11 protein-coding genes and 3 pseudogenes are annotated in these 13,196 nt (G+C 72.7%); 1 reads left to right on the plus strand and 13 read right to left on the minus strand.

Annotated features, from left to right (window positions below):
- Positions 1–2: 2 nt before the first annotated feature.
- A complete protein-coding gene (locus ACIBQZ_RS26970; protein WP_396091575.1) occupies positions 3–782 on the minus strand; it encodes an isoprenyl transferase in 780 nt (259 codons plus the stop codon).
- Entirely contained in the window at positions 779–1,555 is a 777-nt protein-coding gene (gene recO, locus ACIBQZ_RS26975) for a DNA repair protein RecO (protein WP_396091576.1), read from the minus strand. Before recO ends, ACIBQZ_RS26970 begins: the two co-directional genes overlap by 4 nt.
- Before the next feature lie 208 nt (positions 1,556–1,763).
- Between recO and ACIBQZ_RS26980 the strand changes: the two genes are divergently transcribed.
- Positions 1,764–2,567: a DUF4097 family beta strand repeat-containing protein gene (locus tag ACIBQZ_RS26980; RefSeq protein ID WP_396091577.1), complete on the plus strand. Its 804-nt coding sequence runs from the start codon at positions 1,764–1,766 to the stop codon at positions 2,565–2,567.
- Here ACIBQZ_RS26980 and ACIBQZ_RS26985 read toward each other — a convergent pair.
- The 11 genes and pseudogenes from ACIBQZ_RS26985 to ACIBQZ_RS27035 all read right to left on the minus strand — a co-directional run bounded on the left by ACIBQZ_RS26985 (position 2,564) and on the right by ACIBQZ_RS27035 (position 13,174).
- Entirely contained in the window at positions 2,564–3,790 is a 1,227-nt protein-coding gene (locus ACIBQZ_RS26985; RefSeq protein ID WP_396091665.1) for an MFS transporter, read from the minus strand. The two genes, ACIBQZ_RS26980 and ACIBQZ_RS26985, sit on opposite strands and share 4 nt — an antisense overlap.
- Before the next feature lie 2 nt (positions 3,791–3,792).
- Entirely contained in the window at positions 3,793–4,851 is a 1,059-nt protein-coding gene (locus tag ACIBQZ_RS26990) for an acyltransferase (RefSeq protein ID WP_396091578.1), read from the minus strand.
- 75 nt (positions 4,852–4,926) lie between these two features.
- A complete protein-coding gene (gene era / locus ACIBQZ_RS26995; RefSeq protein ID WP_396091666.1) occupies positions 4,927–5,811 on the minus strand; it encodes a GTPase Era in 885 nt (294 codons plus the stop codon).
- 1,142 nt (positions 5,812–6,953) lie between these two features.
- On the minus strand, positions 6,954–7,337 hold the full coding sequence (locus ACIBQZ_RS27000) for a cytidine deaminase (RefSeq protein ID WP_396091579.1): 384 nt from the start codon (positions 7,335–7,337) through the stop codon (positions 6,954–6,956).
- Positions 7,330–8,697, minus strand: coding sequence for a hemolysin family protein (locus ACIBQZ_RS27005; RefSeq protein ID WP_396091580.1), 1,368 nt, complete (start codon positions 8,695–8,697; stop codon positions 7,330–7,332). The genes ACIBQZ_RS27000 and ACIBQZ_RS27005 overlap by 8 nt, the downstream gene beginning before the upstream one ends.
- 5 nt (positions 8,698–8,702) lie before the next feature.
- Positions 8,703–9,173 (minus strand): rRNA maturation RNase YbeY, encoded by a 471-nt coding sequence (gene ybeY, locus ACIBQZ_RS27010; protein ID WP_396091581.1) that lies wholly within the window; start codon positions 9,171–9,173, stop codon positions 8,703–8,705.
- Positions 9,174–9,191: 18 nt separating this feature from the next.
- Positions 9,192–9,557, minus strand: a pseudogene (locus ACIBQZ_RS27015) (PhoH family protein); the annotation flags it as partial.
- Positions 9,558–9,815: 258 nt separating this feature from the next.
- Positions 9,816–10,643, minus strand: a pseudogene (locus ACIBQZ_RS27020) (LAGLIDADG family homing endonuclease); the annotation flags it as partial.
- A pseudogene (locus ACIBQZ_RS27025) lies at positions 10,632–11,330 on the minus strand (PhoH family protein); the annotation flags it as partial. The pseudogenes ACIBQZ_RS27020 and ACIBQZ_RS27025, both read right to left, overlap by 12 nt.
- 126 nt (positions 11,331–11,456) lie before the next feature.
- Positions 11,457–12,830: a serine hydrolase domain-containing protein gene (locus tag ACIBQZ_RS27030; protein WP_396091582.1), complete on the minus strand. Its 1,374-nt coding sequence runs from the start codon at positions 12,828–12,830 to the stop codon at positions 11,457–11,459.
- Positions 12,827–13,174: a histidine triad nucleotide-binding protein gene (locus ACIBQZ_RS27035; protein WP_396091583.1), complete on the minus strand. Its 348-nt coding sequence runs from the start codon at positions 13,172–13,174 to the stop codon at positions 12,827–12,829. Before ACIBQZ_RS27035 ends, ACIBQZ_RS27030 begins: the two co-directional genes overlap by 4 nt.
- Between the last annotated feature and the right edge of the window lie 22 nt (positions 13,175–13,196).

Here is a 13,196-nt window from a genome sequence, read left to right on the forward strand (position 1 = left end):
TGTCACCGCGGGGCGACGGGGTTCGGGATCGCCCCGCCGAACCGGCGGTCGCGCTGGGCGTAGAGCTCGCATGCGTACCAGAGGTGGCGGCGGTCGAAATCCGGCCAGAGCGTGTCCAGGAAGACCAGCTCCGCGTACGCCGACTGCCAGAGCAGGAAGTTCGAGGTGCGTTCCTCGCCGGACGGGCGCAGGAACATGTCCACGTCCGGGATCTCCGGGTGGTAGAGGTATTTCCGCAGGGTCTTCTCGTTGACCTTGTCGGCCTTGAGCCGGCCCGCCGCCACGTCCCGGGCGATCGCCGCCGCGGCGTCCGCGATCTCCGCGTGGCCGCCGTAGTTGACGCAGAACTGCAGGGTCAGCGTCTTGTTGGCCTTGGACATCTCCTCCGCGGTCTGCAGCTCGGAGATCACGCTCTTCCACAGCCGGCCCGGCCGGCCCGACCACACCACCCGGACGCCGAGCTCCACCAGCTGGTCGCGGCGGCGCCGGATGACGTCGCGGTTGAAGCCCATCAGGAAGCGGACCTCTTCCGGCGAGCGCTTCCAGTTCTCGGTGGAGAACGCGTACGCCGACAGGTAGGGGATGCCCAGCTCGATCGCGCCCTCGATGGTGTCGAACAGCGAGTATTCGCCCTGCTCGTGGCCCTTGGTGCGGGACAGCCCGCGCTCCTTGGCCCAGCGGCCGTTGCCGTCCATGACCACCGCCACGTGCTTGGGCACCGCCGCGGCGGGCAGGGCCGGCGGCCGGGCGCCGGAGCTGTGCGGGGTGGGCGGACGCGTCACGAAGTGCTCTCCCGTCGGTCGACCAGCGGCAGGGCGCGCAGGTTGCGCTCCATGTGCCATTGCAGGTGTGCGGCCACCAGCCCGCTGCACTCGCGGCGCACCGGTTGCTCGGTGGCGTCGGCCAGCTGCCAGTCGCCGCTGGTCAGGGCCTGCATCAGGGCCACCGTCGCCGGGGCCGGGTGGGCCGCGCCGGGCGGCCGGCAGTCCGGGCAGACCGCGCCGCCGGCGGGCACCGAGAAGGCGCCGTGCTGCCCCGGGGTGCCGCAGACCGCGCACTCGCCCAGGGCCGGCGCCCAGCCCGCGAAGGACATGCCGCGCAGCAGGTAGGCGTCCAGCACCAGGCTGCTCGCGTGCTCACCGGCGGACAGCGCCTTGAACGCGCCGAGGGTGAGCTGGAACAGCCGCAGCGCGGGCTCCCGCTCGACCGGGGAGAGCCGCTCGGCGGTCTCCGCGATGGCGCTGGCCGCGGTGTAGCGGGGGTAGTCGGTGAGGAACCGCTTGCCGTACAGCACCAGGGCCTCGACCTGGCTGACCGAGTGCAGGCTGCTGCCGACGCCCTCGGGCGAGCCGGCGAGCTGCAGGTCGATGTGGCCGAACGGCTCCAGCCGGGCGCCGAACTTGCTGCTGGTGCGGCGCACCCCACGGGCGACCGCGCGCAGCCGGCCGTGCCGGCGGGTCAGCAGGGTGATGATCCGGTCGCTCTCGCCGAGTTTTTGCACACGCAGCACCACCGCGTCGTCGCGGTAGAGCTGGCGTCGGTATCCGGCGGGCACGACGCCATTCTGCCCCCTGGGTACGACACACCCTGACCCGGATCTCAGGGTCTTCTCGGGGCCGCCTCAGTGGGAGGACCGATGGTGCCCGGGCGCGGCGGCACCCTAGCGTCAGGGGCATGACCGCATGCACCGAGCGTCGCCGACCGCAAGCCGGCCACAGCCATGACCGCGAGGGCCGTAAGGGCATGCCGAAGGAGACTCAGCCATGACCCCGACTCTCGCCCGGCGCGCCGGCGCCGTCACCCTGATCGCCGCGACCGCGGTCGCCCTGGCCGGCTGCGGCGGGGGGATCGGCGCCAAGCTGACGTACGACGACACCGAGAAGGTGAAGGTCTCCGAGATCGTCCTGACGGGCGGCAGCGGCGACGTCACCGTCACCACTGCGGCGATCGCCGACACCCGGGTCAAGCGGATCGTGCGCACCGACGGCTCCGCCGACCCGCAGAGCTCGTACCAGATCGACGGGACGGTGCTGACCCTCGACACCAGCTGCGGCCCGCACTGCCAGGTCTCGTACGAGATCCAGGCGCCGGCCGGGGTGGGCGTGCGCGGCAAGCTCGGCTCGGGGGATCTCACGCTGACCGCCATCGGCACCGCCGACGTGGTGGTCGGCTCCGGCACCGCCGGGATCGACGGCGCAACCGGCGCGGTGTCGCTGCGCGCCGGGTCCGGCGAGATCACGGTCAACGACCTGCGCGCCGAGGCCACGCTGGTCACCGGCTCCGGCGGGATCGAGGCGCACGGCCTCACCGGCGGCAAGCCGGTCCGGGTGCAGACCGGCTCCGGCGAGATCTCCGTCGAGCTGGCCCAGGCCGCCCCGGTGACGGCGCGCACGGGCAGCGGCGAGATCGACCTGCTGGTGCCGGACGGCGCCTACCGGCTCAAGACGCACACCGGCTCGGGCGACGCGGAGGTGCTCGGCCTGGTCGACGACCCGTCCGCCAAGACCGTCATCGACGTGCAGACCGGCAGCGGGGACGCCACCATCACCGCGGTCCCGGGCAGCTAGGCGGTGTCGGCCGGGGCCCGTTCGCGCCGCGACAGCCAGACGAAGGGCAGCGCGAGCGCGGAGATCCCGGCCGACACCAGCAACGACGGCGGGTAGCCCCAGAGGTCCGCGGCCCGGCCCAGCGCGGGCTGGGTCACCACCCCGCCGGTGGAGGCCATCAGCGAATCGAAGGACAGGATGGTCGCGCGCTGCTGCGACGGGATCATGTCGTTCAGGTACGCCTGCCGCACCGGCTGGGCCGCCGCCCCCAGCAGCCCCCAGGCCACCACCAGCCCCAGCACCGCCCAGAAGCTCGGGATCACGGCCATGAGCAGCACCACAACGGCGCTCAGCCCGAGCGTGGTGAGCAGGGTCGAGGTGCGCCGGACGAAGACCCGCCGCAGCAACGGGGTGACCAGCCCGCCGACGATCTGCGCCGCGGCCAGCAGCGCCGCGGCGAGGCCCGCCATCCCGTACGCGGTCTTGTCGCCCCACAGCTCCAGCAGGTACGGCTGCAGCGCGTAGTGGACGTAGATCATCGCGCCGCCGGTGAACGGCGCGGCCAGCATGAGCCAGCGCACCGGCCGGACCCGCAGGCCGTACTCGACCGACTGGGCGGCGATCCGGCTGATCTCGGCCCGATAGCCGCCCCCGCGCTCCGGGGTGAACCCCAGGTCCCGCATCAGCACGGCGGCCACCCCGAACATCACCACCAGCACCCCGGCCCGCAGCAGGTACGGCGCGGCGAGCCCGGCGAACTGGGCCAGGTATCCGCCGCCGCCCGCACCCAGCAGCATCCCCACGCCCGTCACGACCTGGCCGCGGGCGAAGACCTCGTCCAGCGTGCCGGTCCACCCGGTGGCGCGCAGCGCGTCGACCAGCCACGCCTCGGTGGCGCCGGAGAAGAACGTGAAGCCGAGCCCGAGCAGCGCCGAGGACACCGCCCAGGCCCAGAACGGCCCGTCGATCCGCCACAGCCAGACGTAGAGCGCCGTGGTGACGGCCAGGGTCACCGTGCCGAGCAGGTACGACGCCCGGCGCCCCCAGGAGTCCGCGACGATCCCGGTCGGCACCTCGAACAGCACCATGCCGGCGGTGAAGAACGCGTTGGCGGCGAACGCCTGGAAGTTGGTCAGCCCGGCGTCCAGCAGGAAGATCGTGTTGACGCCCCAGATCAGCGACGCCGCCAGGGTGTTGCCGAAGCCGAGCACGTAGTACGTCCGGCGGACGTGCGCGGCCGTCATCCTCACCTGGGTACGGTCTCAGACAACTGCCGCACCGGGGGCACCGCGGGTGACACCGGCGCGACGGCCGGCCGGCGCGGGCGCCCACCCGGCACCAGCACGGGCCGGCGCCCGGCGGCCACGTCCTCGACCCAGCCGAAGAGCGCGACGGCGAGCGCGACCAGTGCGACGATCACCACGAACCGCCAGCTGATCCCGGCCGCGCCGCGCACCGGCAGCCCGTGCGCCTCGCCGATCCGGGTGACCGCCACGATGATCGGCACGTGCCACAGGTAGATCGTCAGGGCCCGGGCGTTGAGCACCGTGACCAGCCGGGACGGGCGGGCGGCGCCGGCGGCCGGCGCGAACCCGAGCACGACCAGCACGAACGCCGCCGACCAGAGGGCGTTGCCGAGCGGGATGTCGTTGAGGTCGAACCCGCGCGGGCCGGGATGGGTGAGCACCCAGGCGGCGCCGGCCGTACCGAGCGCGGCGGCCAGGCCGAGCAGCCGGCGCGGGGCGAGCCGGCGCAGCATCCCGTCGTGGTGGGCGAAGCCGAGCAGCCAGGCGCCGCCGTACAGGGCCAGGTCGCGCAGGATGGCGTGCGGGGTCAGGCCGAGCAGCGTGATGACCGCCAGGGCGGCGTAGGGCGTCGCGACGGACAGCTTGGGGAAGCGCCGGAAGACCGGCAGGACCAGCGGCGAGAGCAGCACGAACCAGAGGAAGTCACGCAGGTACCAGGTGGCGCTCAGGGCCATCGAGCCCCAGCCGTTGGCCGGCGGGTCCTGCAACGGGAAGGCCCAGTACAGGATCTTCCAGTCCCAGGCCAGCCCGGTGAGCAGCATGGCGGGCACGGCGAGCGCGGACATCGCCCACAGCGACGGCAGCAGCCGGCGCAGCCGGCGCTCCACGGCCAGCGGCCCGGACCGGTCGAGCGACGCCGCCATCAGCGACCCGGCCAGCGCGAACATCACCGACATCGCGGGGAAGGCGATGGTCAGTGCGACCCAGCCGGTGGAGTGGTAGACGACCACCCGGACGATGGCGATGGCACGCAACAGGTCCAGGTACCGATTCCGCATACCTCAAGGGCTATCTAAATAACCCCGGCAAAGCAAACCGAAACCGGCATCCCGTGATATGACCCACAAACGCGACTAAAAACCCAATCGACGAAGCTGCTTGGGGTCGCGCTGCCATTCCTTGGCGATCCGCACGTGCAGATCCAAATAGATCTTGCGGCCGAGCAGCTGTTCGATCTCGGCCCGCGCCTTGGTGCCGACATCCTTGAGCCGGGCCCCCTTGGTGCCGATCACGATCGACTTCTGGCTGTCCCGCTCCACGTACAGGTTCGCATAGATTTTGGTCGATTTCCCCTCGACCACCATCTCCTCGACCAGCACGGCGATCGAGTGCGGCAGCTCGTCCCGGACGCCCTCCAGCGCGGCCTCCCGGATCAGCTCACCGATGAGCACCTGCTCGGGCTCCTCGGTCAGCACATCGTCCGGGTAGAGCGGCGGCGACTCCGGCAACTGCCTGATGATCACGTCGACCAGCGTGTCGACCTGGTGCCCGGAAACGGCGCTGACCGGCACGATCTCGGCGAAGTCATAGAGCTTGCTGACATCCAGCAGCCGCTGCGCGAGCGTCGCGGGATCCACCAGATCAACCTTGGTGACCACGGCGATGACGGTGGCCTTGAGCTCGGCCATCTCGGCCGAGATGAACCGGTCACCGGCGCCGACCGGCTCGTCCGCCGGGAAGCAGATGCCGATCACGTCGACCTCGCTCCAGGTCTCCCGCACCAGATCGTTGAGGCGCTCACCGAGCAGCGTCCGAGGACGGTGCAAGCCGGGGGTGTCGACGAGGACAAGCTGGGCGTTCTCCTGGTGCAGAATGCCCCGGATGATGTGCCGCGTGGTCTGCGGCTTGTTCGACGTGATCGCGATCTTCTGACCGATAATCGCATTCGTCAAAGTCGATTTGCCGGCATTCGGCCTTCCGACAAAACACGCAAATCCGGCACGGTAGACATCCTCCACCCGAGCGGCCCGGGCGGCGGCTTTGTGCCGCCCCTTCTTCCTTCCGGTACGGGGTTCAGCGGCCGGGCTCGGCTTTTCCGGAGTGCCGTCGGCGTCCACCGCGGCGGCAGGCGGCACGGAAACGGCGGCGTCGTCGCGTCGCGCGGGAGCCTTCGCCGTCCGCGCGGGGGTGGTGGCGTCGTCGCGGCGCGCGGAAGTTTTCGCCGTCCGCGCGGGGGCGGTGGCGTCGTCGCGCGCGGGAGCCTTCGCCGTCCGCGCGGTCGCGGGGGTGGTGGCGTTGGCGCGCCCGCCCGCACCGCTCCGCTTTTCGGCCACGGCTTCGCGCCGGGCGACGGGGGCGCTCTCCGCTCCGCCGGCGCTCGCACCGCGCCTGGCGCCGCCGGAAGCCGCGCCGTCCTGCTCCCGCCGGGCGGCCCGCCGCTCCTGCCGCCGGAGCTCGTTGCGCTCCCCCGCGGTCAGCCGCCGTTCCGCCACGGCACCGGCACCGGCCTCAGCAGCGGCTACCGGCCCTGTGGTCTTGGCGACCGGGCGACTTCCGCGCCCGGTCGGGGCCCGGCCTTCACCGGCTGCTCCGGCCGCCCCGGCCGCCGCGGACCGCACGGACGCGGACCGTCCGGCCGCCGGCGGACGCCCGACCCGTGGGCTCCACTTCGGCTTGCCGGAATCCCGTCGCAACTCGCCGTTCTCACCGACCGCATCCGACCGCCGCGGCAACGCCGCCCGGCCGCCCGCGCCGGCGGAACGCCCGGCGCCAGGAGACCGCTCACCGCCGGCGGAACGCCCGGCACCAGCAGACCGCTCACCGCCGACGGAACGCCCGGCACCAGCAGACCGCGCCGCGCCGGCAGACCGCTCACCGCCCGCAGACCGCCCAGCACCAGCAGACCGCTCGCCGCCCGCAGACCGCCCAACACCAGCAGACCGCGCCGCGCCGGCAGACCGCTCACCGCCCGCAGACCGCCCAGCACCAGCAGACCGCGCCGCGCCGGCAGACCGCTCGCCGCCGATCGGCCGCGCGGCACCGCCGGATCGCTCGCCGCCGGATCGTCCGTCGCTGGACCGCTCGGGTTTGCCGCTTGTGCGGGCCTTGCGGCCGTCGCCCGAGGCCGGACGCTCGGCGCCCTTGTCCTCCGCAGCGGCCATCACGCCGTCACCGTGCCCAGCAGGGCACCGGTCGGGCCGGCCACATGAATCGGCGCCTCAACCGCCAGATCCCGCACCGCGGCATGCCCCGCGCCGTCCAGCGTCGAAGCCTCGGTCACCACCGCCGCCGCCTCGAGCTTCGTTGCGCCCGCGGCCACCGCCGAGGCGACCGCGAGCTGCAGTGCGGTCACCGACAGGCTGGGCAGCACCACGGTCGCCGCCGCGTAGGTGCGGCCGTCCTGGTCGCGTACCGCTGCTCCTTCGACCGCGCCTACCCGGGCGCGGGCGCCGCGGGCCAGCGTGACCAGCTTGGCGTCCTCGGCGGTCAACTCGCCCTCGGTGGCGGGGACGGTGGGTCCGGCGGGGCTGGTCTGGTCAGGCATCAGCGTGCTGTCTTTCCTCGGTCTCGGGGGCGTTCTCGGTGTCCTCGGCTTGTTCCGAGGCGGGTTCGACGCGGCGCACCAGCACCGAGTCGATCCGGTTGCGGCGGCCGGTCGTGCCCTCCGCGATCAGGTGCAGCCCGCCGACGTCGACGGACGCGCCCGGGATCGGCACCCGGCCCAGCGTCTGTGCGAGCAGGCCGCCGACGGTCTCGACCTCGTCGGCCGGCAACTCCACGTGGAAGATCTCGCCCAGGTCCTCGATCGGCAGCCGCGCGGTCACCCGCACCGCCCCGCCCTCGAGGTGGTCGACCGGCGGGCGCTCGACGTCGTACTCGTCGGTGATCTCGCCGACGATCTCCTCGAGGATGTCCTCGATGGTGACCAGGCCGGCCGTGCCGCCGTACTCGTCGACGACGATGACCAGGTGGGTGCGGGCCGCCTGCATCTCCGAGAGCAGGTCGTCGACCGGCTTGGACTCGGGCACGAAGGTGGCGCTGCGCATGAGGTCGGCGACCGGCGAGGAGGCCGCCGCCGGGTCGCCGTTCTGGGTGCTGCGCACGACGTCCTTGAGGTAGAGCACCCCGAGCACGTCGTCCACGCTCTCGCCGATCACCGGGATCCGGGAGAAGCCGGAACGCAGGAAGAGGAAGAGCGCCTGCTGCAGCGTCTTGGGTGCCTCTATCCACACCATCTCGGTGCGCGGCACCATCACCTCGCGGGCGATGGTGTCACCGAGCGCGAAGACGGAGTGGATCATCTCGCGTTCGCCGTGCTCCACGACGCCGCGCTGCTCCGCGAGGTCGACCAGCTCGCGCAGCTCCACCTGGCTGCCGAACGGCCCCTCCGGGAAACCCTTGCCGGGCGTGACCGCGTTGCCGATCAGGATCAGCAGCGACGCCAGCGGGTTCAGCACCCGGCCGAGCCAGCGGACCAGCGGCGCGGCGGCCTTGCCCACCGCGTACGCGTGCTGGCGCCCGACCGTACGCGGCGCGACACCGACCACGACGAAGCTGACCAGCGTCATCGCGCCGGCCGTGACCAGAGCGGCGCGCCAGCCGACGCCCCAGCTGTCCACCGCGACGAGCGCGACCAGGGTGGTCGCGGTCAGCTCGCAGAGCAGCCGGAGCAGCAGCAACAGGTTGAGGTGGCGGACCACGTCACCCGCGACGGCTTCCAGGGCGGCCGCGCCGCGCTGGCCGTCGCGGGCCATCTCCGCGGCGCGCGCCGAGGAGACCGCGGCCAGCGCCGCGTCGGTCATCGACGCCAGTCCGGCCAGGAAGACCAGCACGGTGGCGTAGGTGACCAGTTGCACGTCGGGCAGGCCACTGGCCGGGCCCGCCGCGAGTAAGAGCGGCTCCACGGGGATCAGCCGGCCCGCCGTCCGGCGCGCCAGCTCTGCAGCAGCCGGGCCTGGAGCGCGAACATCTCGCGTTCCTCCTCGGGCTCGGCGTGGTCGTAGCCGAGCAGGTGCAGCACCCCGTGCACGGTGAGCAGGTGCAGCTCGTCCGCCGGGGTGTGCCCGGCGGCCGCGGCCTGCTTCGCCGCGACCTCGGGCGCGAGCACGATGTCGCCGAGCAGCGCCGGCTCACCGGTGCCGGCCTCGCCGGGACCGTGGTCGACACTGCCCTCGTCCATGGGAAAGGCGAGCACGTCGGTGGGACCGTCGCTGCCCATCCAGCGATGGTTCAGCTCGGTCATGTAGTCGATGTCGACCAGCAGGATCGAAAGCTCGGCGAGGGGGTTGACCCCCATCTCCTCGAGCGCGTGCCGGGCCACCGCCAGGATCGCGTCGGTGTCGACCTCGACTCCCGACTCGTTGGCGATCTCGATGGACATGTAGTGCCTAACCCCTTATCAGCGCCGGCGGTTCGGGCGGCCACCGCTGGCGGCCCGGCCCGGCACGGCATGGACGGACTGCGTGGCCTGTTGTTCCTGCTCGACGTCGTACCGGGCGTACGCGTCGACGATCTCGGCGACCAGCCGGTGCCGGACCACGTCCGAGCTGGTGAGCTCGGAGAAGTGCACGTCGTCGACGCCCTGCAGGATCTCCCGGACGATGCGCAGCCCGCTGGTGGTGCCACCGGGCAGGTCGACCTGGGTGACGTCGCCGGTGACCACGATCTTGGCGCCGAACCCCAGCCGGGTCAGGAACATCTTCATCTGCTCGGGCGTGGTGTTCTGCGCCTCGTCCAGAATGATGAACGCGTCGTTGAGCGTGTTGTGCGTAACGATCATGTCGTCGGTGACGTACAGCGAGTCGGCGGCCGCGACCTGGATGCAGACGGTCTCGGTTTCCCCGGCCGGCTCGATCTCGTGGATGAACCGCATCGGCCGGCCGCTGCCGCACCGGTCGTAGACCTCCCGCTTGCGGGCCAGCCGGAACGGCTGCATCCCGGCGGGCATCCGGATGTCGAGCACGAAGGCGTCGTTGCGGTAGGCCACCGGGCGCCCGTGGGCCAGGCCCGGCTTCCTGCCTTCTGCCGGGCGCCGACGCCAGTACGCCACCCCGCCCAGCGAGCGGACCAGGAAGATCACGTCGTCCCGGAGCTGCTCGGAGCAGGTCGTGTACTGGATGCGGCAGGTGCGGGCGCGCTGACTGACCGGTCCGCCGTCGCTGTCGAGAAGGCCCTGCAGCATCGCGAGCCGGACCTCGGCGCTGTTGAAGCGGTACTGCTCGGGCACGAACTTGGTCTCGGACTTGGTGCCGGCCAGCTTGAGCTCGCGGAGGACCGCGGTGACCGGGTTGGCGGTGATGACCCCGCCGCGCCCGCCCCCGCCGACCCGGCGCAGCACGTAGTCGACCTCGTTCTTGCGGAACAGCTCGATCCCCGGGATCGCGGCATCGAGCGCCTCGGCCAGCTCCGGATCGACGGTGCTGAAGCTCGGCGTGGTTGCCGTCGTCAGGCAGCCGTCGCCGAGCAGCAATCCGAGCGCGTAGGCGTCCATCGGGACGTCCTGGGGCACGAACTCGACCGCGTCGACCAGGGGCAGCTCGTACCGGTGCACGGCGCCGCGGCGCAGGTTGCCGATCATGTCCTGGGTCTGCAGCACCCGGGCCGGGCGGTGATGGCTCCGGCCGTCCGGCGTCTGCACCGTCCACAGGTGCTCACCGCAGGCGAGCGTCGATGCGCCGTCCTGGGTGGTGACCCGGTAGACCGGCTTGCGGCCCTGCGGGAAGACCCCCAGCACCGGGGTGGGCAGCCCGTCCGAGCCCACGACGAGGTCGCCGACGGCCAGCTCGCCGATCGGCCGCCACCCCTGCGGGGTCAGCACCTGGGCCGACAGCGGCTGCGCCCGGCCCCGCATGTAGGCCAGCGGCGCGACCTCGATCGTGCCCGCCGCCATCAGCCGCGGGATCGACTCGGGGTCGAGCATGTCGTGCAGCGCGTCGTACAGCGGCCGCAGGTACGGGTCGATCTTCTCGTTGAGCGTGCCGGGCAGGAAGCCCAGCCGCTCGCCGGCCTCGACCGCCGGGCGGGTCAGGATGATCCGGCTGACCTGCTTGGCGGTCAGCGCCTGCACGGCCTTGGCCATCGCCAGGTAGGTCTTGCCGGTGCCGGCCGGGCCGATGCCGAACACGATCGTGTTCTCGTCGATGGCGTCGACGTAGCGCTTCTGGCCCAGCGTCTTGGGGCGGATGGTCTTGCCGCGCCGGGAGAGGATGTTGAGGGTGAGCACCTCGGCCGGGCGCTCGGCGGTGTTCTGCTCGAGCATGGCCACGGTGCGCCGGACGGCGTCGACGCTGAGCGTCTCGCCCTTTTCGATCAGCTCGATGAGCTCCGCGAAGAGGCGTTCGGCGGTGGCGTTGTCGGCGGGCGCGCCGGTGATGGTGATCTCGTTGCCGCGGACGTGCACGTCGCTGATGAGGGTCCGCTCGAGCATGCGGAGGATCTCGTCCTTGGCGCCGAGCAGGTTCACCATGATCTTCGGGTCGGAGACCGAAATCCTGGTCTGCACCCGAGCGGCAGCTTTGCTGGGGTCGGTGCCGGTCATAGGGGCGGCCCTGAGGCCTCAGCCACCTGCTCTCATTCTCGTCGCAAGGATCGTGCCATCGTATCCGGTCGGCGGCGCCCGCGCCGATGCCATTATCGGTGCTCCCGCCCCGCGGCGGGCACCGGGTCAACCCTGCGAGACCGGCACGCCGTCGAACGTCTCCTGCACCCGGGTGAACCGGTACGTGGCCCAGTGCATCCGCACCACCGTGCCGTCGGCGTCGCGGGTGAGCCGGAGCAGCTCGCCCGCCTCGCGCCCGGAGACGGTCCGGAGCACGTCCGGCCGGTCCGGCAGCGGCTTGAAGATCGACGCGGGCCGGTCGGCCGGCGCGTCGGCGGCCCGGGACTGCAGGGCGCCGTCGTGCCAGCTGAAGACGTGGGCGAAGCCCTCGCTCCACCACGGCCCGAGCACCGACCGGTAGGCCTGCGGCGCGGCCCGCCCCGGCGACCACGGGCGCACCTCGGCGGGGTCGGCCTCGACCGCCAGCGCCAGCAGCTCGTGCACCAGGTCGTTGATCTCGATGGCCGTGCCGGAGGAGGCAAGCACCGCGGCGCCGAGCGCGCCGGGGTTGCCCTCGCCGCCGCGCCGGCCGTAGACGCCGGCGAGGAAGCCGGGCATCGCGCCGTCGTGGCCCACGTGCATCACCCGGCGGCCCTGCGGCGCCAGGATCAGGCCGAGGCCGAAGCCGCCGGCCCAGAGGGTCTCGTCGGTGGTGGTCTGCGGCCAGCGCATCTCGTCGACGGTCCCGGGCGCCAGCACCAGCGCGCCCGGGTCGATGAGCTCCGGGCCGGCCAGGAACGCGGCCCACCGGGCCATGTCGCCGGCGGTGCTCCAGAGCTGGGCGGCCGGGCCCGCACCGCCCATGTCGAGCTGCGGTTCGGGCCGGGCGGCGTCGGAGTAGGTGTCGACCAGGTAGCCGACCACGGCCGCCGCGGTCGGCTCGACGGTGGTCGAGCTCAGCCCGAGCGGTTCGAGGATCCGCTCGCGCAGCACCCCGGCCCAGGTGCCGCCGCGCAGCTTGGCGACCAGCTGGCCGAGCACGGCCAGGCCCAGGTTGGAGTAGTGGTAGCGGCGGTTGTTGGGCAGCACCCGCTCGGCCCGGGCCAGGTCGGCGAGCAGGGCCGCGTCGTCCGGCGCGACCAGCACGTCCCACACGTCGCCGTACGGCTCGCGCTGGAGGCCGGCGGTGTGCGAGAGCAGCCGGCGGATGCTGGCGCCGCCGTGCGCGGGCACGTCGAGGTGGGCCGAGATGGGGTCGTCGAGGTCCAGCAGGCCGTCGTCGCGGGCCTGCATGACCAGCACCGCGGTGAAGGTCTTGGTCACCGAGCCGATCCGGAACCGGCTCTGCGCGTCCAGCGGGCGCCCGGGGTCGCCGGAGGTGCCGACGGTGCAGGTCCAGAGGCTGCGGTCGGCGCGGTGCAGGGCGACCGAGAGGGCCGGCACCCGGGCCTCGGCCTGCACCTTGCGGACGGCGCGCTCCAGGCGCTGCTGCGGGGTCACCCGGACACCATCGGGCCCAGGGGCCGGCCGCCGAGGACGTGCGCGTGCACGTGGAAGACCTCCTGGCCGCTGTGCCGGCCGGTGTTGAAGATCAGCCGGAAGCCGTCGGCGGTGAGCCCTTCGGCCTGGGCCACCTCGGCGGAGGCGGCCAGCACCTCGGCGGCGGCCTGCGGATCGCGGGCGAGCGCGAGGACGTCACCGTGGTGCGCCTTCGGGATCACCAGGACGTGCACCGGGGCCTTCGGGTCGATGTCACGGAAGGCCAGCGTGGTGGCGGTCTCGTGCACGACGGTCGCGGGGATCTCGCCGGCGACGATGCGGCAGAACAGGCAGTCGTTGTCCACGTCGAAGATCCTAGAGTGAGGC

This window comes from Actinoplanes sp. NPDC049599, from assembly GCF_044465625.1.
Taxonomy (GTDB): Bacteria; Actinomycetota; Actinomycetes; order Mycobacteriales; family Micromonosporaceae; genus Actinoplanes.

Excerpts from the sequence above, each read along its gene's own strand:
- ACIBQZ_RS27000 (WP_396091579.1), bottom strand. The coding sequence starts at position 7,337 with ATGCCTGACCAGACCAGCCCCGCCGGACCCACCGTCCCCGCCACCGAG.
- ybeY (WP_396091581.1), bottom strand. The coding sequence starts at position 9,173 with ATGTCCATCGAGATCGCCAACGAGTCGGGAGTCGAGGTCGACACCGAC.
- ACIBQZ_RS26990 (WP_396091578.1), bottom strand. The coding sequence starts at position 4,851 with ATGCGGAATCGGTACCTGGACCTGTTGCGTGCCATCGCCATCGTCCGG.
- ACIBQZ_RS26980 (WP_396091577.1), top strand. The coding sequence starts at position 1,764 with ATGACCCCGACTCTCGCCCGGCGCGCCGGCGCCGTCACCCTGATCGCC.
- ACIBQZ_RS26985 (WP_396091665.1), bottom strand. The coding sequence starts at position 3,790 with ATGACGGCCGCGCACGTCCGCCGGACGTACTACGTGCTCGGCTTCGGC.